Below are 23,259 nucleotides of genomic sequence, written 5' to 3' on the forward strand. Positions count from 1 at the left end.
CCGCTCATCATGGTTTAATGCCGATTAACGTAAAATTTGAAACATAAGGTTTTTAAGTGCATCTATTAAATTGAAAAAGCTAATAATTAACATCTTTAAAATTACAATTATGAAAAAGTCTGTAAAAAATTTCGCCTTGGCCCTTGTTGCCGGTTTATTATCAATCTCAGCTGTATCAGCTACTGAATTAGCAGAAGGTAAGACCTTCGATGTGGGCGTGTATCGTGTGATGAATACCATGAAAGTCAATATGATGATTGCCAAAGAACAAGGCAACTGGGTAGAAATCCGCTTGAAAAATGCTAAAAATGAAACAATCTATGTGGAGGTTGTAAACAGAAAAGCGACTCAATTTGCTAAAAAATTCAACCTTGAAGGATTGGAAGATGGCGCTTACCGTTTTGAAATTACAAATGGTAAAGAAACCGTGGTGAAGGAAGTAAACTTGCAAACTAACTCTCCGAAACCAACAGATTATAGAACTGTAGAAGTAAAATAATAGATCATTAGTATTTAGTTTAGGGTAATCAGACAGCGTTGTGGTCACTTTCCGCAACGCTGTTTTTATTTGCGTTTAGGCAGTGCAGTTAGCCAAAACAAAAGCCCCGCTCTGCAGGCAGGCGAGGCTTCTATATAAAACTTCTTTATGTAATTACTGTACGTTTTGCGATGCACGTCTCAGTTCTTCCAGAATGACTTCTTTCATTAACAACTTGCGTCGTTGGGTCTGAATATTCGAGGTCATGATTTTATCCATATCCGGATTCCGCGCCACACCGTCGTAACTTTCAATTAATTGTTTTAGTTCGCCGCGTGCACGGGTTACGATATTCTCCATTTCACGATATTTGGTTAAGACCTGTTGTCTTTCGCTCAAATAATTGTAATTAGGTAATTTCCGGGTGATTACTTTCATCAGGTAGCTCAACTCGAAAATTTTATCGCAGGCAGCTCTGAAGCGCTCAGCCACATTACGTACTGCCAGATGTGACGGAACTTTGATATTCTTCCAGTCGTTCAGCAATACTTTTGCCCTTTCGGTTGATGCAAAAATGTCTTTAGCGTCTGCCAGTCTTTCGGCTTCTTCCATCATTTTTTGCTGTGCTTCTACACGAGGGTCAACACGTACTTTAATCTGAATACCCTTAGCCGCGCAGTATTTTTCATAATACGTTGTGGTGAGTTTCTTAAAGCGACGGAACTCGAATTTCAAACGCTTAGGAGGAACATCCCCTACGTTTTTCCATTCGGTTTGCAGTCTTTTTAACTCTGCAAAAGACAACTCCCAGTTACCCATACGGAATAACATTTCAGCGCCTTTCACCAACTCGTTATATTTTTCCATTCTTTCGGCAATGATTCTGTTCTGCTCTTCGTAGAAAGCTTTTCTACGTTGATAGAAATCATCGAGTACTTCACGGAATTCAGTTTCAATGTCATCCTGATAAGGTTTGTCGACAGGGCCGGTTCTGATCCAGCGGGTTTTAATGTCTTGCAGCTTTTCAGCTACAATACCCCAGTCAACATCTTCTTTGGCTTCTTTGGCTTCAGCAATCAGCGCTTGTTTAATCGTAAGATTATTTGCCTGGTTGCCTACAATGAGCCCGCGTAGGTACTCTTCCTGCTCTTCTAATTTTTTGAGCAAAGGAATAAAGTCGCCGATACCGTCGAAGTTCAGCAGTCTTTTGCGGAGTTGCGTGAGTTTCGTTAAGAAGGAACCCTTATTTTGGGCCTCCCCGATTTCTGTTTCAAGTTGATTAACCTTATTTACCGCAATCTGGTAACGGTTAATAAAATACTGGAAAGCTTCTTCTTCTGTGCGTTTTACTTCGCCGATTTGTCGGTCGGGCATATGTAAGTAGCCCTTCAAGAATACCTTACTGTCTTTGATGTAAGCGTATTCGTTATCTAATGTTGCGCCGTCCATAATAAAAAATCACATGGCTAGTGAGTCGAGGGTTGTGGTTTGAAAAGGTAAAATTCGCAGTTTTTTTGTATAATGCAAACTTGAATGACGATATTTGACACAAAATTTTATTTTAGGAAGAAAAAAAACCTGAAATACGATATGTTTTTTCAAAAATTTAACATAGAAATTTAAAACTCCCATAGAAACCACTACAAACGATGAGTGAACAAATTATTTTTTCTATGGAGCGGGTGAGTAAAATCATTCCTCCGAACCGCCAGATTCTTAAGAATATTTATCTTTCATTTTTTTACGGAGCAAAAATCGGAGTACTTGGGCTTAACGGAGCAGGTAAGTCTACTTTGCTGAGAGTAATTGCCGGTATCGACAAGAATATTAACGGAGAAGTGGTGTTTTCACCCGGCTACACCGTAGGTATGCTTGAGCAGGAACCCCAGCTGGATGCGTCGAAAACAGTGAGAGAGGTGGTGGAAGAAGGTGTGCAGGAAGTTGTGGATTTGCTGAAAGAGTTTGAAGATATTAATAATGCTTTTGCCGAACCTGATGCCGATTTTGATAAACTGCTTGAAAGGCAGGGTGAGGTACAGGAGAAGCTCGACCAACTGGATGCGTGGGAACTGGATACCCGGCTGGAACGTGCAATGGATGCCCTGCGCTGCCCACCGGAAGATGCAAAAATTGAGACGCTGTCTGGTGGTGAAAAACGTCGTGTAGCACTTTGCCGGCTATTGCTGAAACAACCAGACGTATTATTGTTGGATGAGCCTACCAACCATTTGGACGCCGAGTCGGTGTTGTGGTTGGAAGAACACCTGCGCCAGTATAAGGGAACAGTAATTGCCGTAACTCACGACCGTTACTTTCTTGATAACGTGGCAGGGTGGATTCTGGAACTGGACAGAGGAGAGGGGATTCCATGGAAGGGTAATTACTCATCATGGTTAGAACAAAAACAGAACCGTCTGGAAAAAGAAGAGAAATCGGAGTCGAAACGTCAGAAGACCTTACAACGAGAGTTGGAGTGGGTACGTATGGCACCTAAGGCTCGCCAGGCGAAATCGAAAGCACGTCTGGCTGCTTACGACCGCATGGTGAATGAAGACAGCAAAGAAAGAGAAGATAAACTGGAACTGTTTATTCCTCCGGGGCCACGTTTGGGTAACAAAGTAATAGAAGCCAAAGGTGTAAAAATGGGCTTTGGCGACAGGATGTTGTATGAAGACCTGAATTTTAGTCTGCCACAAAACGGCATAGTGGGTATCATCGGGCCAAACGGTGCCGGTAAAACCACTTTGTTTAAGCTGATTACAGGCCAGCTTCAACCAATTGCAGGAACCTTTGAAGTAGGGGATACCGTAAAATTATCTTACGTAGATCAGGAACATAACCAACTGGAAGGAAGCAAATCTGTTTATGAAATGGTTTCTGGCGGTAATGATTGGGTGATGCTCGGTAACAAACAGGTAAATGCCCGGGGTTATGTGAGCCGCTTTAACTTCCAGGGGGCAGATCAGGAAAAGAAAATTGCTAATCTATCAGGTGGTGAAAGAAACCGTGTGCACCTGGCAATGATGCTGAAAGAAGGTGGAAACTTATTGCTGTTAGATGAACCTACCAACGATTTGGACGTAAACACATTGCGTGCATTGGAAGAAGGTCTCGAAAACTTCGCAGGTTGTGCGGTGGTTATCTCCCATGACCGTTGGTTCCTGGATAGAATTGCTACGCATATACTGGCATTTGAGGGTGACTCTCAGGTCTATTGGTTTGAAGGTAACTTCTCTGAATACGAAGAAAACAGACGCAAACGATTGGGAACAGATATAACCCCGAAACGGATAAAGTACAGGAAATTATAGTAAAGCTAAAAACAGAGAAGCCTCACCCGACGGGTGAGGCTTCTCTGTTTTTATAAGCATTTTATTTATTTCTGAAAAATACCGTGATAGGCACTCCGTCGAAACCGAAATGCTCTCGTATCTTGTTTTGTAAGAATCGCTCATATGCTTCTTTTATGTACTGCGGCAGATTACAGAAAAACACAAAAGTAGGCGAAGGCGTAGGCAACTGGATACAATATTTAATCTTGATTTGCTTACCTTTCAACATAGGTGGCGGTGTGTTCTCAATAATTGGCAGCATTACCTCATTTAATTTTGAAGTAGTAATTTTGTTAGTTTTGTTTTCATAAACCTCCATTGCTTTTTCAATTACCTGAAAAATACGTTGTTTCTCTAAAACCGATGCAAATATTACCGGCATGTAATTCATGGGCGCAATGCGTTCCAGAATCTCCTTTTTCATGTTATCGGCAGTTTTAGAGTCTTTTTCTACCAGATCCCATTTATTAATCATCAGCACAATGCCTTTTTTAGAATTATGAGCATTGGCAATAATGCTGATATCCTGTGCTTCCAGACCTTTACTGGCATCGAGTAGAATAATACATACGTCAGAGTCCTCCAGCGCTTTAATGGAGCGTAAAACAGAATAGAACTCAATGTTTTCATGCACTTTCGCTTTTTTGCGGATACCGGCCGTATCGGTCAGTATAAAATCCTTGCCATAAAGCTTGTAATGAGTATCGATGGCATCACGCGTGGTACCTGCTATATCAGTTACAATACTTCTGTCTTTACCGGTCAGGGCATTCAGAAAAGACGATTTACCTACATTCGGCCGACCCAGAATCGCAATTCTCGGGATACCCTCATTAGGGTTTTCGATACCATCTTCTTCAAATTCTTTGACTACGGCATCCAGTAAATCTCCGGTACCACCGCCGTCTGCTGCAGAAATAGCAAAGACTTCACCACCTAAACCCATTTCATAAAATTCTGATGCCGTTTGTTGGCGCTCAAAAGTTTCGGCTTTGTTGGCTACTACAAAAACAGGTTTTTTTGAACGCCTGAGAACATTGGCAAAGTCTTTATCCAAACCGGTTAGTCCGGTCATGGTGTCTACCACAAATAGAATAAGGCTGGCCTCTTCAAGAGCAATTTCTACCTGTTCACGAATGGCTTCTTCAAAGGTATCTTCCGAGCCTACTACGTAGCCTCCGGTATCAATAACCGTAAAATATTTTTCTGTCCAAACCGCGTGCCCATAGTGGCGGTCACGTGTAACACCCGGCATATTATCAGTGATCGCCACACGGCTCTCAATAAGACGATTAAAAAGTGTAGATTTACCGACATTCGGTCGGCCTACAATTGCAACAATATTTGCCATAAACCCCTAACCCTGAAAAGGGTATTAATTATATATGAAGACCTCTGAACTAAAAAAAACAATTCTTTCAAATACCGGTAAAGAGAGAGGTCTGTGAGTCTCTTTAAGTATTTGGTATAAATGGGGGTACAAAGATAGGGAAAACAGAGGGAATTCTGTGGACTATCAACACAGTACTAGTGCTTTGGGTTCACAGATACCTAAAAAATTCCCTGAATATCCTGCCACGAAATCAAGGCAATAGCTACAATAGCCAATAGAAGCCCGATCTTGTTGAGCCCCGAAAGCTTCTCTTTAAAAAACAACCAGGCAATGGTAGCCGAGACCAGTATCACACCGATGTTGTATATGGGATACACAAATGCCCCGCTGTTGCCATAGGCTGTAAGGGTTAATATCAGAAAATAAAATGACAGAAAATTCGGAACTCCCAGTGTGATACTTGCCAGAAGGTTTTTTCCTGCAATTTTTTCTTTACCTCTTATGAGTTGAATGGTCAACGCCACCGCTCCGGCTATCACTGCCCCCAGTACCATCACAAGGGTAACAGGCACAGTCCGGTCGGCTGAGGTAATGTATTTCATGTTCAGATAATTGATAGCGGTATTGGTGATGCCATACAGTAAAAACACCGCTAGTGGTAGCAGAAAATCTAAACCTTTACCTGAAATTTTTTCCTTATTGGGTTTATAAGTACTTAATCCAACAGCAACTACAGCCAGAAAAAGACCCAGATAATTGAGCCAGTCGAAAGTGCGTCCATTTGTTTCTAACACGAAAAGGCTGAAAATAACAGGGATAACCAGTGAAATATTATTGGCCAGAGAAGTAACCGTAATACCCATTTTCTGTGTTGAAATACCTGACAGAATAAATGTAATGATAAAACCAACTCCTAATAACAAAGCATAGAGTGGCCATTCTTCCGAAAAATTCAACTCAAAATGTTGGCCTTTAGGCATTAAAGACAGCCCTGTTAAAAAACAAACCGGATAGTTGAAAGCAATAGCCTGGAAAGTACTGATCTGGTATTTCGGATAAATACGAAAATTAATCAGTAACAAAACCGAAAAAACGATACTTAAAACGAGGTAAATCATACTAGCAGGGTTTTAAATACAAAATGGCACCTGTAATGCTTATTCATAGCCGAATTTTTCTAACTTATTCCGTTTGTTTCTCCAGTCAGGCTCAACTTTTATGTATTGCTCTAAGAAAATCTTCTTGCCAAAGAATTTTTCCATTTCCTGCCGGGCTTCAATACCTACCTTTTTGATTCTCTCACCCTTATGCCCTAACAGAATTGCGCGCTGTGTGGTGCGCTCCACATATATCTCTGCGCTTATTACAATCACATCTTCTTTCTCTTTGAAACTCGTAATGACCGCCTCGCAACTGTATGGCACCTCTTTGGTATAGTTGGTGAAAATTTTCTCACGGATAATTTCAGCAGCAAAAAAGCGCTCTGGCTTGTCTGTCAATTCATCCTTAGGGAAAAAAGGAGGGTGATTCGGCAGGAAATCGATGATTTTATCAAGCAGCCCTTCCACATTTTGCTGGTGCAGGGCAGAAATGGCAATTACATCGGTAGCCTTGAAGTTTTCTTTCCAATAGTTGAGTTTTTCTTCTATCTGCTCAGGCTTTGCCAGATCTATTTTATTGACAATCAGTAAAATAGGGGTTTCTGTATTTTGCAGTTTCTGAATAACATCGTTTTCATCATGTTTTTCAAAAATATCTGTCACAAACAAAATCACATCGGCATCGTCCAGAGAACCATGTACAAAATGCATCATCGATTTATGAAGCTCATACACCGGTTTAATGATACCGGGGGTATCAGAATAAACCAACTGAAAGTCAGTACCCTTATGCACACCATTCACTATGCCCATGATCCGGTGCCGGGTGGTTTGTGCTTTAGAGGTAATGATTGAAAGGCGCTCACCCACCAGTATGTTCATCAGAGTAGATTTACCCACATTGGGCTTACCGACAATACTGATGAAACCAGCCTTATGATTTGGAGAAATTGTGCTCACAATAAAAATATTTAATTTTTTGCAAAGATAGTTTTTTTATTTCAGAATAAACCGTACCTTTGCAGTCCGATTTCGGAACAACATCGCGGGATGGAGCAGTTGGTAGCTCGTTGGGCTCATAACCCAAAGGTCACAGGTTCGAGTCCTGTTCCCGCTACTCTGATAATCAGGCAGTTACACGTAAAAACGTAACTGCCTTTTTTGTTTGGTACAACATAGGTACAACAAACCTTATGTAAATATATTTACTTCTTATATTTGATTACATTTCTTATTATATTGTAATAGAATTATTAAACTTGTTAGATTATGTTTGCGTCATAATCTAAATGGATGTTAAATTTTTAACATTAGCATATTATTATAGGATGAAAGATTAATATGTATCATCATTCTTTAATTTTAAAAAACACAAAAGAAAATGATTGAAATATCAGGTAAACCGCTAGCCGAGTCTATTAAACAGCACATTATTGCGGATATTAAGAAACTAGAAAATGAAGGTGTCAAACCAACTATTTCTTTTATTATTTCATCCTCAGACCTTTCTGCTCGTAGCTATGCAATGAGTAAAAAAAAGATGGCTGAAAAGCTTGGTATTGAGTCAAGAATTATAGATTTAGGTTTTGATCCTTCACATGAAGAGGCAATGATTGTAATAGAAGAGCTTAATCGTGATTCTTCAGTACATGGGATTTTAGTGGAATTCCCTGTTGGAAAAAGAATTGATGGGAATATTCTTCTTGAAGCCATTTTACCCCATAAAGATATTGATGGATTAAACTCCAAAAATCTAGGTTTATTAGTTTCAGGTAAGCAAAACGAAGCTTTATTACCTGCAACACCTCAAGCCTGTATAGAATTATTAGAAACATATTGCTCAATCGAAGGGAAAAATGTGGCTATAATCGGAAGAGGAAAAACGGTAGGAAAACCATTGGCAAATATTCTACTTAATAGGAATGTTACGTTAACGGTATGCAATTCAAAAACGAGAAATATTAAAGATTCAATCAGAAATTGTGAAATAATATTTATAGCAATTGGTAAGGGCCTTTTTATAGATAGTACTCACGTGAGTGAAAATCAAATAATTATTGATGCTGGGATAGATTTTGTTGATGAGAAAATAGTGGGAGACTTTAATCCTTTCGCAAAAAACTTAGTAAAAGCATACTCTCCTGTTCCTGGTGGTGTAGGGGTTGTTACAACAGCGATTATATTTAGAAACTTAATTAAAGCAATTTATCTTCAAAAGGAAAGTAATTTATAAAATGAATAATATTTGGAATTTATCATTAAGTGAGTTTACAGATGCTACTTTGAGCAGTTCGCCAACGCCTGGAGGGGGGTCTGTTGCCGCAGTATCTGCAACCTTTGGCATGGGATTGGTTATTATGGCCATGAACATAAGTCAAAATAAAAGTAGTCTAATAATAGATCAGGATATAGAAAAATCAAAGTCTCTCTTGGGCAAAATCTCTTCCTTTGCAGAAAAAGATATAAAAGCATTTGAAAGCTATATGAAAGCTTTAAAGTTGCCGAAAACAAACGAAACAGAAATCAACGAAAAGAAAAATGCTCTAAAAGAGGCTAACTTATTTGCAACTAATGTTCCGATTGAGGCTGCAAAAACTATTATTGAAGCACTCGAAAACGTTATTGAGGTTATAGAGAAAATTGAGAAAAATGTTATTAGTGATATTGGAGCTGGGACTTACCTTTTAAATGGCTCACTCAATGCTATCCTCTTAAATGTCGATATTAATACTAAAAGTCTAAAGGATCAGAACTCAGTAAACTATTTTATAAGTCAAAAAGAAAATTTATTAAATTATAGTTCGGTACTGTCAGAAAAAATTCTAAAATTTGTAAAAGACAAATTGAATGAATAAATGGAATTGCTGTTTGGCTATACAACTTTAAATAGCACACTTGAGAAGTTTTCTAAAAGTCTAATAAAACAAGCGACTATAGCAATAATCCGCTTCTCTAATATACCAGGAGGAGTAAATTTTGAGTTTGCTTCACAAGTATCAACTAGAAATAAAATAAAATCTTTTAGAAAGTTGAATATAAATGTCGTTGAGGATATATTAGAATACGATATATCTTTATTCGAATTTAGTAAGATTATTGATAGATATAACCAAGACCCATCTATAAATGGGATCATTATTCAACACCCTATACGTCAAGAATTAAAACCGATACTTGAATTAATTGCATATGAGAAAGATATAGATGGTTTAAGTAAGGGTAGTAAATTTCAAATTTGTGCCGTTGCAGAGGCCGCTTTCAGAATATTAAGCGAATTGGATTTCAAAGGGAAACAAATTCTTATCGTGGGAGGCAAAGGCTTTGTCGGATCTGATGTTAGCTCAATATTAAATTCAAATGGAATTCATCATAGAATTGTTGACATCGATGATGATATTGAGAAGAAAATTAAGGAGTCAGATATTATAATCAGCTGTGTTGGGAAAGCAAATTTAATTCCTCATCATATTTTAAAACAACATCAAGTAGGTATTGATATAGGATTTAATATTGATGATAATCTAAATATTGTAGGTGATTTTTCAAAAGAAAGCTATCCTATATTGAATAAAGTCACTCCAGTTCCCGGAGGAATGGGGCCACTTAATATCTCTGTTTTAATTGAAAGATTTTTCTTCTTAAATAAGCTATCTTAATTTAATCCAGATGCAGTTTGGTACTCAATTGATAACAATATTTAATTGGTATGGAGTATACAAATCAAATTATTTCAAATTTTCTATTATGCAAGTAATCTGCCTTGAAGATAGTGCATTCTACGAACTTGTTGACCAGGTAGTTCAAAGACTAAGGGAGAAAAACGAAATTAAAAATGATAAATGGGTAACGGACGAAGTGGCAATGAGGAGATTAAATATCAAATCAAAAAGCACTCTTCAGAAACTTAGGGATGAAGGTAGGATACGGTTTTCCCAACCTCAACCAAGAATAATACTCTATGATATGGATTCCATTGATTTGTATCTTGAAAGGAACGCCAAAAATCCATTTAGAATATGAATGACAACGGATATACCGACCCAAAATTAGTCCAGGGCTTCAACGATGGCTATATCATAGCCAAATTTGAACCTGGCCTTGCGGAGAAACTTTCAAAGATTGATGCGGTAAGTTCTTATCTGATAGGAATTCAGAATGGACGTGAACAATACCTCAAGGATCAACTGAAAACAAAACTGCCTGACTGGCTAAAAGATCAACCATCTACTGATAAGAACCTGTCTCCCTCAAAAGACAAAGACAAGGGACTGGATAGGGAATTGTGAGTTATTCCATTTCTGGGGTTCTAATATTTTTCTTAGGTAGCTTGGCCTTCTCGACTCTTTGAATTCCGGATTGTGCTATTTTTATTGATAATCTTAAGATAAAAACTTTGTGTAATAATCGCTTTTTCAATATCTACTTTCTTGCCCTCTGACTCAGTATATTTCAACGAGTCATATAGTTTTAAGACCTGTAATTATTTCCGCGTAAGCTATGTGATGTACGGAATGAATTTTGCTGATATGGCTTATCTAGAAAAAGCAGTATATTAGATATCGTCGCCGAAAAACAGCAAAATTGTATGACATCAAGATAGCGCCATCGCTCGAAAAAAACTAACCTACCACATTGAACAAAATGCAGATTCTAAATTTGTATTTCCGATTTTGAAAAGAGAGCAAGTTGCGCTTCGTGACAAGGAAATTCAATGGGCCAGAAAAAAGTACAACAAGAAATTAAAGGGGCTAGCAACGTTATGCGGAATTGTCTCAAATCTAACAAGTAATGTAAGCCGTCATTCATTTGCAACCCAAGCAGTACTCCTTGATATTCCTCTGCCAGCTATCAGTTCAATGCTCGGTCATTCAAGTATAAAAACTATAGAAATTTATTTGAAAGGGTTGCCAGCTAATATATTGGATGATTATAATGAAAGGCTTATGCGGTAAGTGTGTAGAAAGCTAGTAATATTTTTTTGTTCTAAAATCTCTAAATTTTAGTTCTATTTCTCCCATAGTTTTAATCAGGGGGTTACAAATAAGAATATGAGCACTTATTTTCTACTACAACATAAGATAAACATTTTTATATTGGATGCGTTTTTTTCTTCGGTATATTTTGAGGTGTATTTTTAAATAAATATATTCGAAAAAATTCTTACATAGTTTCTAAGTATTAGCATGTTCAGCTACATGCTTTTTTCTTTACTTTTCTGATGATTAAATAATCTTTAAATCAGTAATGTAATTGAATTTTTTTAAAATATAAAGTGTGAATTTCTAAAAGGGGCAAGAAGACACATTAGAAAAACTGTGTTGCGTATAGAAATATTGGATTAAACAAATTCTGATGGAAGAACTAAAATTTATAGATTTATTTGCGGGGCTTGGAGGCTTTCATCTCGCCCTAACAGGTTTGGGACATAAATGTGTTTTTGCAAGTGAACTAAATGAAGAGCTAAGAGAACTTTACCAAAAAAATCACAAAACAATAATAGAAGGTGATATAAATAAAATAGATATAAACACTATACCTTCTCACGATATTTTGTGTGCTGGATTTCCTTGCCAGCCATTTTCCAAAGCTGGCGCTCAGTTAGGGCTTGCTGATCCGAATAATGGGAATTTATTTTACAGGATAATGGAGATTTTAGAGAAACATAAACCTGAATACGTGTTTTTAGAAAATGTTTCAAACCTTAAAGGGCACGATGATGGCAATACTTGGATGGTTATCCATAGAGAATTATCCAAACTTTATGATATTAAAGAAGAGATATTATCGCCTCACCACTTCGGAATACCTCAACACCGTTCAAGAATATATATCGTAGGGCGACTTAAAACAAAAGGAGGGTTAGACAATTTTGAGTTTCCAAAAAGAGAAGAGCACGAAAACATCAGCATTCACAATATTATTATCCAAGATGACCCAGACTTTATGACTTTGCGTGAAAATACGAAGAAACACTTAGAAGTTTGGCAAGAATTTTTAGACTATTTAAAGCCTGAAGAGGTTCCTCGTTTTCCGATATGGGCCATGGAGTTTGGGGCAGACTATCCATTTGAAGATAAGGCTCCAATATACTTAAATGAAGCGGATTTAGAAGGCAAAAAAGGAGCGTTTGGAGAAATTATAAATGGCAATTCGCTTGATGATATGCTCCTCTGCTTACCTATTTATGCTCAAAATGGCGTAAAGGGGGAAGAGAAAGAATTCCCAGATTGGAAGAAACAATATATACGAGCTAATAGGCAATTTTATAATAAGCATAAAAATTGGATAGAAGATTGGATTTTTAAAATCAAAGATTTTGAAAATAGTCATCAAAAATTTGAATGGAATTGTGGAAATAAAGAGCCTTTAGTCATTAATGATAAAATTGTACAATTTCGCCCCTCGGGAATACGTATAAAGATGCCCACATATTCTCCTGCATTAGTTTTGACAACAACTCAAATACCAATTTTTCCGTGGCTTAACAGATATATGACTCGAAAGGAAGCTGCAAAACTTCAATGTATGGAAGGCTTAACTGAATTACCGTCAACTATAGCTAAAGCATTTAAAGCATTAGGTAACGCTGTTAATGTTGGTGTTGTTAAAAAAATCGCTGAAAACCTAATCAATAGAAATGAGTGAAATTAATACAGTCTCTATAAAAATTCAAACTGGCGTCTATGGGCAGTTTCGTAACCTCAACAATAAGGTGTGGTTTGCATTGGGTGAGTATGTTGATAATGCGGTTCAGAGTTTTGTGACAAATAAAGATCTTCTCAAAGAAGTACATAATGGCGAATATCAGTTTGAGGTAAGAATTAATATTGATTGGGAAAACAACTTTATCAAAATATACGACAATGCGGCAGGCATTGATGCAATAAACTTTCAAAGAGCGTTTGAACCAGCAAATATTCCGATTGATAACACAGGATTGCACGAATTTGGTATGGGGATGAAAACAGCATCAATATGGCTTTCGGATTTTTGGAGTGTTAGAACAGCGGCATTAAATGAAACAGAAGAGCGGATTGTAGAATTTGATTTAGGAAAAGTTCTAAAAGAAGAAAAAGAGGTTTTAGAAGTTAAAAAAACAGATAAGCCTAAATCAATACATTTTACAGAACTTACTTTATCTCTATTATCAAAGAATGCTCCCTCTGCTTTTCAAATGGATAAAATCAAAAAACATTTAGGAAGCATTTATCGGAAGTTTATACGCAAAGGAGATTTGAAGCTATATATAAACGATGTAGAACTTATTTATGAGGAACCTGAAATATTAAATGCACCTTATTATACCAATCCCAAAGGAAAATCGATTGAGTGGAAAAAAGAAATTATTTTTTCATCAGGGAAATACAAGGTTACTGGGTTTATTGCTATTTTAAATACAATGAGTACGAATGAAGTGAATGGTCTTTCGCTTTTTAGAAGAGGTAGAGTAATTGAAGGAAGCCATGATGAAAAATATAGACCAAAGTCTATTTGTGGTCAAAATGGTTCTCCTAGATATAAAAGAATATTTGGGGAATTGGAATTAGAAGGATTTGCTGTAAGTTTTAATAAAGGAAGTTTTCAGGAACGAGAAGATTTAGAAGCCTTAATGGATGCTATTCAAGTAGAAATTTCTGCAAAAGACTTTGACTTATACACGCAAGCAGAGAAATACATTAAGACGAAAACACTAGATAATAATATAAAGGTTGCAAAAAATATTGTTAGCAATATGAAGAAAACAACCAAAATCTCTAATCTGAAAGAAAAGGTTGAAACTTCATTAAAAGAAATTAATAATAAAAGTCTTGCGACAAAAAATGAGCAGTTATCAAAAGAAGCTAAAGCAATTGACACTCACGAAGATTTCATCGAAATAAAAGATGAAAAATATAAACTAAAAGTGGAATTAATAACAGAGTCTTCTATTACAGATTTATATTCAGTGCATCTTGAAGATGATGAACTTTTTGCCAAAAAAATTATCTATAAAATAAATCTTGCGCACCCTTTTTTTACAAGATTTGAGAAATTAAAAACGGAAGAAGACTATCAGCCTATAATTTCAATAATACGCTCTTTGGTTTTAGCAGAAGTCATTGCTCCATCACAAGGAACAAAAAATGCAGGAAATATTCGGCTGAACTTCAATAATTTTTTAAGAAATATTTGATCTATGGGAGAGTCAATAAAAATAATTCCATCAACTTCTTCAAATTTTTCAATCGCTGAAGGAGAAAGAACAAGAGATTTGGTTAGTCGATTTACAAAGTTAGATAATGAAGAAAGAGAAAATTTGTTAAATGAAACAACTTCAATTCTTTCCAAATGTGTAAATCCTGTTGAGTCAATGGGAAGCACAACTGGCATTACCATTGGGTATGTTCAAAGTGGTAAGACAATGTCATTCACAACTTTGACAGCATTAGCGATAGATAATGGGTTTAGAATAGTAATTTACTTTGCAGGGATTAAAAACAATCTTTTAGAGCAAACAACTAAACGCTTAAAAAAGGACCTATTAACAGATTACGACAACGCAAGATATTTTAAAGTTTATCAAAGTCCTACAGTCTCTGAGGATGCACATACGAAAATCCAGAGTGCGTTAAAGCTAAATCATAGGCCTGCAATTTTAATTACAGTACTAAAACATTATAAGCATATAAGTGAACTAACAAAAATATTCACAAAACCAGAATTACGAGATGCTTTAGGCAACAACGGTGTGTTGATTATAGATGATGAAGCAGATCAAGCAAGTTTAAATACTTATGCAAGAAAAAATAGCAAATCAGAGGATTGGGAGGAGAATGAATTTAGCTCTACATATTCTAGCATTTTAGAGCTAAGGGCCTCTCTAAGCAATCATTCATATATTCAATATACTGCAACGCCACAAGCTCCATTGCTTATAAATATTATGGATTTGCTTTCGCCAAAATTTCATATTGTGCTTACACCAGGAAAATCTTATACGGGGGGGGAGACTTTTTTTGAACAAAATCCAGATCTTATTTTTACAATTCCCGATACAGAAGTTTATCATCACAAGCATAATCAACTGACAGACTGTCCACAAAGTTTGATAGATGCTTTACAATTGTTTTTAATGGGAGTTGCTATAACTGTAAATATTGAGCAGAAAGAAAACTTTCTTTCTATGATGATACATGCTGATAGAGAGCAAGATGCAAGCAAAAAATTTTACGATTGGGTTAAAAGGCTTATCGAAATTTGGTCTGAGAGACTAAATTTACACGATAACGACCCGAGTAAAATAGAATTAGTGGCAGAGTTTTTCAAAAACTATGATGAAGCAATTAGGCGAATCGATAGTCCACCAAACTTTAACGAAGTAATACATCAAGTATTACAAGTAATACTTGATACAAATATAGAATTGGTCATTAGCAAAGACCCTTCAGGTAAACCAAAAAAGACTAATGAAATAAACTGGGCGAATTATTCATCTCACATTTTAGTTGGTGCTGAAATGCTGAATAGAGGCTATACTGTTGAAGGACTGGCAGTTTCTTATATGCCTCGTTATAGCATAGGGAGATCAAATGCAGACACTATTCAACAGCGATGTAGATTTTTCGGATATAAACTTAATTATCTTGATTCTTGTCGTGTTTTTCTTCCAACCGACTCCATTTTAGAATATCGGGACTATGTAGAACACGAAGAAATTATGCGAAGAATGCTGAAAGAAAATACTTTGGAAAGAGTTGAGCAACTGATGATCCTGAACAGCACAATGAATCCAACAAGAAACAATGTTCTTTCTGCTGACATGATTAAACATAAACTTAATGGTTGGCGGCAAATGAACGCGTTACAGCATATTGACGAAAATACAATGTTTGTTTCCAATTTTCTTTCTGCGCAGAATTTTAAGAATTTTAAGGATTATGGAACACCAGATAGAAACCATCGTTATGTGAAGTTAGAGATTAAAAAGGTTATCGAATTTTTGAAAGATTTTAAAATAATGAATATGCCTGATGCTTTGCGAAAATCATCAACAATTCAATATTTACGATACTTAGCAGACAAGAAAGACATTAATTATGCCTATATTTTTGAGATGAGCTATGCAGTACAAAAGGGTCGTGAAAGAAGTTTAAGTACAGAAGACGGAAATATAAAAATCAGCAACATTTTTTCTGGGCGTTCTATTACAGGCTCTCAAACATATCCTGGTGATAAAGGTATATATTTTGACGATTCTCTTTGTATTCAGATTCACAAAATCAAATTAAAGCATAATTCAATGCAATGGGCTAATAAGATTGTTTACACGTTGGGGGTTTACTATCCCGAAAATTTTGCCCATTCCTTTATCGGTATAGAAAGATAAAATGCAATCGATTTTTAAAATATTTCAAGAACTTAAAATCCAGTCTCCTACAAATGGAGATAGCTTTGCCGTTGCATCATTGCCGTCAATTAAAAATCATAAAATTGGAATCTCACAGAATGAGCAACCTGTTTTTTTTATCAAATGTGATAATAGTATAAAAGTAAAATCTTTAGACAGTAATCTTGAATATATTTCCGTTCAATATAACCGTCAATGTCTGCTAATAAATAAGAATAAAAAAACGGAGGAAGGAGTTTATACCATTATTTCGCTTAAAGCAGACTCAGAAGATTTGCAAGAGTATTTTTTAAAGATTGTATTTTTTCTGATTAAAAATATTTCCGAACAACCTTTGATCAAAGAGTTGAAGATTGAAGTCGAAAAATTGATGAATTTATTCAATCGATTCTCAAAGCCAGCATTAAATACAGTACAAGGATTATGGGCAGAATTATTAGTTATCGAACAATCTAAAAATCCTGATTATTTAATTCAATCTTGGCACAATTCAACATCAGACAAATTTGATTTTAATAATGGTATTGATAAAATTGAGGTAAAGAGCACAACAAAAAGCAGACGGATTCACAGTTTTTCTTTAGAGCAACTCACACCAAATCCAAATTCAAAGCTAATGATTGTGTCTATTCTAACTACTGAAATAGGAACTGGGACAACTGTTTTTGATTTGGTTGAAAAAATAGAAAAGAAAATTCAGGATAAAAATTTAAGTTTTCGAATTAATGAAATAGTTGCTATTACACTTGGTAAAGATTTTGAAAAATCAATAGACATGTTTTATGACTACCAACTTGCAATAGATTCTATAAAGTTTTATAACGGATTTGATATTCCTGCTATTAGCGAAAATAATATTCCGTCAAATATTTTGAATGTAAGGTTTGATTGTGATTTAACTGACATAGAAACAGTTGGTATGAAAACAATTAAATCAATTCTTCACGATTCATTGTTTTAAAAAGTTTAAATGAGAAATTTAATAGCTAAAGATTTAAAAATAAAATTCATCGAAACATTAAATGAAGTAGATGATTTTACATATGAAGAAGGAAATCCCTTTTTAATCAAAATTGGGTCTAAGCAGTATTTTATATTCTTAAAAAATTTATCTCCTGCATATTTTAAAAACTCTCCTGACATTACAAGAGTTCAATTGCCGTATAGCGACCATTTTCTAAAAATTTTCAATGCAGAAATTCCTTTTATCATTCTTGGCTATGATGTTGATAATGATACTGTAGTTTGTTGGAATCCTCAAAAGGCAAAAGAGCGATTAAATGTAAAAAGCAATGTTTCTTTATATTCTCGTTCCTCTTTGCAAAGTCAGGTAAAAGATGATGAATTTCGTTTAGGATACCTGTCAAATGGCGAAAAATTCGTTTTGTTCAAAAGAGAAAACCTGATAAGTTTTTTTGAGGATGCATTTAGTCTATTCAAGAGAGATTCTTCAACAGATTCTGTTCTTGTAAGTACAGTAACTAAAAAAAATGAACCTCTTTCGGATAAGCAGAGATTTGTAATATGGTTGCAAGAAGGGTGGTCTGAAAATACAGTTAAGGCATACATCTACTGTATCAATAAAATCACAGAAGATTTAAACGAAATATCAGAACTAAAGGACAAATCACTATTTGATATAAAGAAACCAGCTATACTAAAAGAACTGTACGAAAAATGGATTTTAGTACCAGAATTTAAAAACAAGGATATTGTCGCTAAATACCAATACTCTAATTCTTTCAAAATATTTATTGACTTTCGAGAATATGAACAAAGACTTGGTGGAAGTCAGATAAACATGAAGTCAAAAAATCAAACAACAAACGAGCCAAAGAATATAGATATTTTGACAGAAATTGCAGATAAAGCATTACTTCAAGCAATAAACCCCTTATTAAAGAAAAACCAGGTTTTACAGGCTGTCGAATTATCGATAAAACACTATCAAGGACAATATAAAAGTATGGGTTTTAAAGATTGGTATAAACTTGTGAATCTATTGTATCAAAAATTAAACACATAATTTGCGTGAACAATAAAATGAAGAAAATAGAGATGTGATACGATGATTAATTTAAATAAGTATATGACTTTCTGAATTTACCAATCTTTTTCTCTTCAAAACTTTTAGCTGACTTTTTCCCTTAAGTTAATTGAAAAAATAAATATTTTCGCAAAATTAGATTTCTTATGCAAGTTATCTGTCTCGAAGAATCAGCCTTCTATGAATTAATAGAAAAAGTTGTTGCCAGGCTAGAAGGAAAACTAGATGCCAAAAAGGATAATTGGGTGTGTGATAAAGTTGCCATGCAAATGTTGAATATCAAATCAAAAACAACATTGCAAAAGCTCCGAAACGAAGGGAAAATCCGTTTCAGCCAACCACAGAAAAAAGTCATTCTGTATGATACTGATTCAATAAATATTTATCTCGAAAGAAATGCTAGAAATACTCTTGAGTAATAGAGCAAAACAATATTACTGACCCCAAAGCCTGTGTAAGGTTTCAATGATGGTTATATTATAGCAACGTTTGAGCCTGGCCTGGCTGAAAAATTATCAAGGATTGATGCAGTAAGTTCATACATAGTAGGTATTCAGCAAGGCCAGGAACAATACCTTAGAGATCAATTGATAGATAAATTACCCAACTGGCTCAAAGACAATCCGTCATTGAACCAAAATAAAGAATAGTCGATCATTCTTTGCCTTTTGATTTATCATCTTTCTTTTTGTCTCTTGTGCTTTGAACTTTATTCGGCTCAATAAATACCGATTTGTGATTTTTTATTTGGTAATTCAGATAACCCTTATGAGGGATGGCTTCTATTTCAGTTTTCTTACTCTCTAATTCAGCTTTTTGTTCTGACTTTTCCCTCAACTTTCTTTCATGCAAAGCAACGACAAGCGGATCTCTTTTTGGGTAAATTCTATCAGATGGGGTAATTACCTTTTTGTTCTCAGAAAACTGTTTAACCAATTCTTGCGTATTTCTCTTTGATTCATTTGGAGCATTATTCTGTTCAATTTCTTTGCTCTTGTCTTTGTCGATGAACTTCCCGGGGTAAATTTTTCTATCTAAGACTTCTATAGCTTGATTTGTCAATTCAGGTTCAACATTACTTTCTTTACTAATGCGTTCAATATAGCCATACGTTTTTTTTGTATGATGATCAATCCTTACCTTTAACTCAGATAATTTGTCTCTATAGTATCTCTCATTCATCGCTTTATTTTGATAATTAAGATGGTCTGGTGAAACATTTTTGATTTTCTGGTTAGACTTGTTCCAATCAGCCTCGTAAATTTCGTATGCCCTGACATCATGGTGAAGTTCTTTCAGGTCTTTAGCTATATACATGCTTAAACTATCATACGGAAAAGGTAAATCCAGTTCAAATTCTTTTTTATCATCCTCTTTCATGTAAAAATCAGTTGACTTATTTTAATTATGCTAATATAATAAAAGAGAATTGTTATTCGGAGCAAAATAATGGATGACACGTCGAAAATTTATTTACCGGCACTAAATCTGCCTGAATTTGATTCAGAACTGGAATATCGGATTGAAGATTCTTTAGTAAAAGAAGAAACAGATTTTAAAAATAGAATGCTACCTGAAATGGCATATTCCACACTTTCATTGATTGAAAAAAGACTTGGATACATACCAAGACGTTCAATAGCTGTGATATATGAACCAACTTTAAGGTTTTATTATGATGGATATAACAAGCGGGAAATTGATGAAGACAGATTCTATTTTCTGGTTGATGAAATACTCAAAGTTATGCGAAAATGGGATTTAATGCCGGATAACAGGCTTTGGGGAAACCCGGAACTTATACAAAAGTATTCTCTAGCATACAGACCATATATACAAAATGCTCAAACCCGGATTTACAAACATCTGGGGTATGAACCGGAGCGGAAATTTTCACAAGTGGCTGAAATCTGGTTGAGTCAGTTAATGGCAAAAGACACCTTTTATTTACCTGATAATCTGACACCCTTTGATTACAGAGCAATAGTGAATATAAAATATCGGGAGATATGGCTTACAGAAGGTGAAGTAGCAGCCAATGAGTCACCTTTATTAGCAATGCATCCCATTGACTAAAAAGTGCCGTAAAATAATTTTTTCAAAAGATACTTTTTGTCCCATATAATAATTAGTATTTTAGGGTTCAATCTTTTGTGAGACTAAAATACTGCACGCTTTATGAGTGAATTTGATTTAGACAATCCACTTATTGAAATTTCCACAAATACTTCTACCGGATATTGGACTATCCGAAACGCCATTGAGGGCGTGCAAATATTCGGAGGTATTGGCTCTGGAAAGACCTCCGGTTCGGGAAGGATGCTGGCTCTGAAATACCTTAATGCCGGATTTGGTGGATTAGTTTTAACAGTCAAACCAGATGAAAAGGAAACCTGGCAAGAGTATTGCCGATTAACAAACCGGGAAAAAGACCTTCTTATAATCGAACCCAAAGGTCAATATCATTTCAATTTTCTACAATATGAAGCCGAGCAATCAAAGGAATCAATAACTGAAAATGTAGTTGAAGTTTTAAAGACTGTTATCCGCGCGAGTGAAGAAAAGTCTGGTAAAAGTGATGACCCGTTCTGGGAAACCGCTTTGGATATGCTTCTTTTTAATGTCATAGATTTGTGTTTATTGGCACATGGAAAATTATCCATTCAGTTGCTCTATGATATAGTGCAAACCATACCTAAACCTGAACAGGAAGATAGCTCATTCATTGAAGGTAAAAATGCCTATCTGGAAGCATTTACAAAAGCCCAACAGAATGTCAATTCCAAAGTAGAAGACTGGTATATGCGACTTTCCGATGAGGAAAAAGATTATATGGATGCAGAAGGCACTTTGGAGGCAAAGGTAGAAAACGCTATACCTGAAGCCCGACAATATAATTTCGTCCGGCAGTTTTTTAAGGAGAGCTATCATTCGCTAAATGAGAAAACAAGGTCCATCATTGACTTTACCTTTTCAGGATTTCTCTTTCGGTTGCTGCGCGAACCCGTTTATTCTTTATTCTGCCGCCATGACTCAAATATAAGACCAGAAGATTGTCTGAATGGGAAAATCATTCTTATTAATCTACCTGTCAAAATCTACAACAAGGTAGGCCGGGATTGCCAGATATTATTTAAATATGTCTGGCAGCGAGCAATGGAAAAGCGATCCATCAAAGAAAATGACCGACCCTTGGTTTTATGGGCGGATGAAGCCCAGGAAATCTTGCATCAGCACGATTCAAGTTATCAGGCAACGGCCAGAAGCAGCCGGATTTCTACAGTATATATTTCCCAGAATCTACCCAATTATTACGCCTCCATGAGTGGGGAAAAAACGGAATTCCGTGTCAAAAGCTTTTTAGGAACTTTAGGAACCAAAATATTCCACGCTAATGCTGATATAGAAACCAACAGGTATGCCTCTGAATTAATAGGTGATGTCTATGTCATAGATGAATCAACCAATGTAACGATGGCGGGGGAGTTCTCACAAAGCCGTGGAAAATCCATCAAACTCGAAAGGGCTGTGAAACCGGAAGACTTTAACAGGCTCAGAACAGGTGGAAAGAAAAACAATGCGCAGGTAGATGGCTATCTCCATCAACAGGGAGACAGTATTTTCAAAGGGAAAAACCACATCAAAATGAGTTTTGATCAGAACTATAAACCTTAATTTCCAAACTTAAATCTTCACGTTTATGAAACAGAATTTATATTTCAAAGGTGTTTTGCAACCCGGAGGCCAAAAGCCATTGGTTACCGCAATTATACTACTACTACTATTACCCACGTCATTTCTGGAAACTTTCATAAGAAAGAATATGGGTGTCCGTCATTACGAAAGATTTGTTGTAATATTCAACTCTTTAATCCTTACTTATTTGGGGTACAGGACGTTTACAATTACCGGTGGCATCATGTTTTTTGCGATTGAACAAGGTGTATTTCCCTGGCAATTAAGACCATATGATTGGGAAGCTATTTTCAGGTCAGTTCCTCTCAAAGAATTTGTTGATTATGTGATAACCTTCTGGAGGTTTAGCTTTTTTCAAATGGCCTCATGGTTTGTTATTATCATCTGGTATCTGATTGAGGGTCGCAAAAGAAGAATGGAAATCAAACGGCTGCCTTCTGTTTTTGATATGGCACGTACCAGCGTGTATGCGGGAGATATACATCCGTTCTTTTTGAAATGGAGTGGGAAAAATAAAGAACCGAATGAAAGAGAGATTGAAACAAAACTGGAACCCCGGTTCTTTTTCCTGCTGGGTTTGGCTCTGTTTATATTGTTGCAACCAATCGGCCTGGTTTTAATTTTCTGTAGTTTCGCTTATGGATTACATTATCGCATTCTATACAGGCTTGGAGATACATTCATTATGAATATGATTGATAACAAGCTTTTCAATGAAGCAAAAGAGGAAGCATTTGTCAGTGTAAGCATCAACAATGCAAAAGGGGTAAGATATTATGGTCGCAAACCAGCTGACCCTGATCTGCGTCGAGAGTTGGCAGAAGAGTTCACAGACGATGAAATTGCGGTGGCAAAATGACACCTAAGCTGTGCTTAGGGAAGATGT

General features: G+C 35.8%; 22 protein-coding genes and 1 tRNA gene. 18 read left to right on the forward strand and 5 right to left on the reverse strand.

What is annotated here, in order from left to right:
* The first annotated feature begins 109 nt into the window (after positions 1 to 109).
* Positions 110 to 499, forward strand: a complete 390-nt coding sequence (locus tag AC1RRY_RS00655; protein WP_492819000.1) for a hypothetical protein — start codon at positions 110 to 112, stop codon at positions 497 to 499.
* Between the two features lie 153 nt (positions 500 to 652).
* On the opposite strand, the gene AC1RRY_RS00660 is transcribed toward AC1RRY_RS00655, so the two are convergent.
* On the reverse strand, positions 653 to 1,927 hold the full coding sequence (locus tag AC1RRY_RS00660) for a DUF349 domain-containing protein (RefSeq protein ID WP_492818998.1): 1,275 nt from the start codon (positions 1,925 to 1,927) through the stop codon (positions 653 to 655).
* A 200-nt stretch (positions 1,928 to 2,127) separates the two neighbouring features.
* On the opposite strand from AC1RRY_RS00660, the gene ettA reads away from it, so the two are divergent.
* The gene (ettA, locus tag AC1RRY_RS00665; protein WP_492818997.1) at positions 2,128 to 3,789 is read left to right on the forward strand and encodes an energy-dependent translational throttle protein EttA; all 1,662 of its coding nucleotides are present in this window, start codon (positions 2,128 to 2,130) and stop codon (positions 3,787 to 3,789) included.
* 61 nt (positions 3,790 to 3,850) lie between these two features.
* Here ettA and der read toward each other — a convergent pair whose 3' ends face one another.
* The 3 genes from der to era form a co-directional block, all read right to left on the reverse strand.
* Entirely contained in the window at positions 3,851 to 5,161 is a 1,311-nt protein-coding gene (gene der / locus AC1RRY_RS00670; protein ID WP_492818995.1) for a ribosome biogenesis GTPase Der, read from the reverse strand.
* 200 nt (positions 5,162 to 5,361) lie between these two features.
* Positions 5,362 to 6,261: a DMT family transporter gene (locus AC1RRY_RS00675; protein WP_492818993.1), complete on the reverse strand. Its 900-nt coding sequence runs from the start codon at positions 6,259 to 6,261 to the stop codon at positions 5,362 to 5,364.
* Between the two features lie 39 nt (positions 6,262 to 6,300).
* Positions 6,301 to 7,203, reverse strand: coding sequence for a GTPase Era (gene era / locus AC1RRY_RS00680; protein ID WP_492818991.1), 903 nt, complete (start codon positions 7,201 to 7,203; stop codon positions 6,301 to 6,303).
* 84 nt (positions 7,204 to 7,287) lie between these two features.
* Between era and AC1RRY_RS00685 the strand changes: the two genes are divergently transcribed.
* From AC1RRY_RS00685 to AC1RRY_RS00745, 13 genes are all read left to right on the forward strand, one after another.
* A tRNA-Met gene (locus AC1RRY_RS00685) sits at positions 7,288 to 7,360 on the forward strand.
* Positions 7,361 to 7,624: 264 nt separating this feature from the next.
* On the forward strand, positions 7,625 to 8,476 hold the full coding sequence (locus tag AC1RRY_RS00690) for a bifunctional 5,10-methylenetetrahydrofolate dehydrogenase/5,10-methenyltetrahydrofolate cyclohydrolase (RefSeq protein ID WP_492818989.1): 852 nt from the start codon (positions 7,625 to 7,627) through the stop codon (positions 8,474 to 8,476).
* A 1-nt stretch (position 8,477) separates the two neighbouring features.
* Complete coding sequence (locus tag AC1RRY_RS00695; RefSeq protein WP_492818987.1) at positions 8,478 to 9,098, forward strand: cyclodeaminase/cyclohydrolase family protein; 621 nt, start codon at positions 8,478 to 8,480, stop codon at positions 9,096 to 9,098.
* Positions 9,099 to 9,899 (forward strand): tetrahydrofolate dehydrogenase/cyclohydrolase catalytic domain-containing protein, encoded by an 801-nt coding sequence (locus tag AC1RRY_RS00700; RefSeq protein ID WP_492818985.1) that lies wholly within the window; start codon positions 9,099 to 9,101, stop codon positions 9,897 to 9,899. It abuts the gene before it with no gap.
* Positions 9,900 to 9,987: 88 nt separating this feature from the next.
* Positions 9,988 to 10,263, forward strand: coding sequence for a helix-turn-helix domain-containing protein (locus tag AC1RRY_RS00705; protein WP_492818983.1), 276 nt, complete (start codon positions 9,988 to 9,990; stop codon positions 10,261 to 10,263).
* Positions 10,260 to 10,529, forward strand: coding sequence for a hypothetical protein (locus AC1RRY_RS00710; protein ID WP_492818981.1), 270 nt, complete (start codon positions 10,260 to 10,262; stop codon positions 10,527 to 10,529). Before AC1RRY_RS00705 ends, AC1RRY_RS00710 begins: the two co-directional genes overlap by 4 nt.
* Positions 10,530 to 10,847: 318 nt before the next feature.
* On the forward strand, positions 10,848 to 11,195 hold the full coding sequence (locus tag AC1RRY_RS00715; protein WP_492819292.1) for a tyrosine-type recombinase/integrase: 348 nt from the start codon (positions 10,848 to 10,850) through the stop codon (positions 11,193 to 11,195).
* A 400-nt stretch (positions 11,196 to 11,595) separates the two neighbouring features.
* The gene (locus AC1RRY_RS00720) at positions 11,596 to 12,888 is read left to right on the forward strand and encodes a DNA cytosine methyltransferase (RefSeq protein WP_492818979.1); all 1,293 of its coding nucleotides are present in this window, start codon (positions 11,596 to 11,598) and stop codon (positions 12,886 to 12,888) included.
* Positions 12,881 to 14,416, forward strand: coding sequence for an ATP-binding protein (locus AC1RRY_RS00725; RefSeq protein ID WP_492818977.1), 1,536 nt, complete (start codon positions 12,881 to 12,883; stop codon positions 14,414 to 14,416). The genes AC1RRY_RS00720 and AC1RRY_RS00725 overlap by 8 nt, the downstream gene beginning before the upstream one ends.
* A 3-nt stretch (positions 14,417 to 14,419) precedes the next feature.
* On the forward strand, positions 14,420 to 16,609 hold the full coding sequence (locus AC1RRY_RS00730) for a Z1 domain-containing protein (protein WP_492818975.1): 2,190 nt from the start codon (positions 14,420 to 14,422) through the stop codon (positions 16,607 to 16,609).
* 1 nt (position 16,610) lies between these two features.
* Positions 16,611 to 17,591: a PD-(D/E)XK motif protein gene (locus AC1RRY_RS00735; protein WP_492818973.1), complete on the forward strand. Its 981-nt coding sequence runs from the start codon at positions 16,611 to 16,613 to the stop codon at positions 17,589 to 17,591.
* 9 nt (positions 17,592 to 17,600) lie between these two features.
* Positions 17,601 to 18,656 carry a hypothetical protein gene (locus AC1RRY_RS00740; protein ID WP_492818971.1) on the forward strand — a complete coding sequence of 352 codons (1,056 nt, stop codon included), beginning with the start codon at positions 17,601 to 17,603 and terminating at the stop codon, positions 18,654 to 18,656.
* Positions 18,657 to 18,823: 167 nt separating this feature from the next.
* Positions 18,824 to 19,096, forward strand: coding sequence for a helix-turn-helix domain-containing protein (locus AC1RRY_RS00745; protein ID WP_492818969.1), 273 nt, complete (start codon positions 18,824 to 18,826; stop codon positions 19,094 to 19,096).
* 235 nt (positions 19,097 to 19,331) lie between these two features.
* On the opposite strand, the gene AC1RRY_RS00750 is transcribed toward AC1RRY_RS00745, so the two are convergent.
* Positions 19,332 to 20,057: a hypothetical protein gene (locus tag AC1RRY_RS00750; protein ID WP_492818967.1), complete on the reverse strand. Its 726-nt coding sequence runs from the start codon at positions 20,055 to 20,057 to the stop codon at positions 19,332 to 19,334.
* Between the two features lie 69 nt (positions 20,058 to 20,126).
* On the opposite strand from AC1RRY_RS00750, the gene AC1RRY_RS00755 reads away from it, so the two are divergent.
* From AC1RRY_RS00755 to AC1RRY_RS00765, 3 genes are all read left to right on the forward strand, one after another.
* On the forward strand, positions 20,127 to 20,753 hold the full coding sequence (locus AC1RRY_RS00755) for a hypothetical protein (protein ID WP_492818965.1): 627 nt from the start codon (positions 20,127 to 20,129) through the stop codon (positions 20,751 to 20,753).
* A gap of 102 nt (positions 20,754 to 20,855) precedes the next feature.
* Entirely contained in the window at positions 20,856 to 22,352 is a 1,497-nt protein-coding gene (locus AC1RRY_RS00760) for a type IV secretory system conjugative DNA transfer family protein (protein WP_492818963.1), read from the forward strand.
* A gap of 25 nt (positions 22,353 to 22,377) precedes the next feature.
* Positions 22,378 to 23,232, forward strand: a complete 855-nt coding sequence (locus AC1RRY_RS00765; protein ID WP_492818961.1) for a hypothetical protein — start codon at positions 22,378 to 22,380, stop codon at positions 23,230 to 23,232.
* Positions 23,233 to 23,259 lie beyond the last annotated feature (27 nt).

The sequence above is a fragment of the Emticicia sp. GW821-FHT11C11 genome (assembly GCF_058808615.1).

What these genes read in the sequence shown, in the direction of transcription:
- AC1RRY_RS00655 (WP_492819000.1), top strand. Translation starts at nt 110, where the DNA reads ATGAAAAAGTCTGTAAAAAATTTCGCCTTGGCCCTTGTTGCCGGTTTA.
- AC1RRY_RS00660 (WP_492818998.1), bottom strand. Translation starts at nt 1,927, where the DNA reads ATGGACGGCGCAACATTAGATAACGAATACGCTTACATCAAAGACAGT.
- ettA (WP_492818997.1), top strand. Translation starts at nt 2,128, where the DNA reads ATGAGTGAACAAATTATTTTTTCTATGGAGCGGGTGAGTAAAATCATT.
- der (WP_492818995.1), bottom strand. Translation starts at nt 5,161, where the DNA reads ATGGCAAATATTGTTGCAATTGTAGGCCGACCGAATGTCGGTAAATCT.
- AC1RRY_RS00675 (WP_492818993.1), bottom strand. Translation starts at nt 6,261, where the DNA reads ATGATTTACCTCGTTTTAAGTATCGTTTTTTCGGTTTTGTTACTGATT.
- AC1RRY_RS00690 (WP_492818989.1), top strand. Translation starts at nt 7,625, where the DNA reads ATGATTGAAATATCAGGTAAACCGCTAGCCGAGTCTATTAAACAGCAC.
- AC1RRY_RS00695 (WP_492818987.1), top strand. Translation starts at nt 8,478, where the DNA reads ATGAATAATATTTGGAATTTATCATTAAGTGAGTTTACAGATGCTACT.
- AC1RRY_RS00700 (WP_492818985.1), top strand. Translation starts at nt 9,099, where the DNA reads ATGGAATTGCTGTTTGGCTATACAACTTTAAATAGCACACTTGAGAAG.
- AC1RRY_RS00705 (WP_492818983.1), top strand. Translation starts at nt 9,988, where the DNA reads ATGCAAGTAATCTGCCTTGAAGATAGTGCATTCTACGAACTTGTTGAC.
- AC1RRY_RS00710 (WP_492818981.1), top strand. Translation starts at nt 10,260, where the DNA reads ATGAATGACAACGGATATACCGACCCAAAATTAGTCCAGGGCTTCAAC.
- AC1RRY_RS00720 (WP_492818979.1), top strand. Translation starts at nt 11,596, where the DNA reads ATGGAAGAACTAAAATTTATAGATTTATTTGCGGGGCTTGGAGGCTTT.
- AC1RRY_RS00725 (WP_492818977.1), top strand. Translation starts at nt 12,881, where the DNA reads ATGAGTGAAATTAATACAGTCTCTATAAAAATTCAAACTGGCGTCTAT.
- AC1RRY_RS00730 (WP_492818975.1), top strand. Translation starts at nt 14,420, where the DNA reads ATGGGAGAGTCAATAAAAATAATTCCATCAACTTCTTCAAATTTTTCA.
- AC1RRY_RS00735 (WP_492818973.1), top strand. Translation starts at nt 16,611, where the DNA reads ATGCAATCGATTTTTAAAATATTTCAAGAACTTAAAATCCAGTCTCCT.
- AC1RRY_RS00740 (WP_492818971.1), top strand. Translation starts at nt 17,601, where the DNA reads ATGAGAAATTTAATAGCTAAAGATTTAAAAATAAAATTCATCGAAACA.
- AC1RRY_RS00745 (WP_492818969.1), top strand. Translation starts at nt 18,824, where the DNA reads ATGCAAGTTATCTGTCTCGAAGAATCAGCCTTCTATGAATTAATAGAA.
- AC1RRY_RS00750 (WP_492818967.1), bottom strand. Translation starts at nt 20,057, where the DNA reads ATGAAAGAGGATGATAAAAAAGAATTTGAACTGGATTTACCTTTTCCG.
- AC1RRY_RS00755 (WP_492818965.1), top strand. Translation starts at nt 20,127, where the DNA reads ATGGATGACACGTCGAAAATTTATTTACCGGCACTAAATCTGCCTGAA.
- AC1RRY_RS00760 (WP_492818963.1), top strand. Translation starts at nt 20,856, where the DNA reads ATGAGTGAATTTGATTTAGACAATCCACTTATTGAAATTTCCACAAAT.
- AC1RRY_RS00765 (WP_492818961.1), top strand. Translation starts at nt 22,378, where the DNA reads ATGAAACAGAATTTATATTTCAAAGGTGTTTTGCAACCCGGAGGCCAA.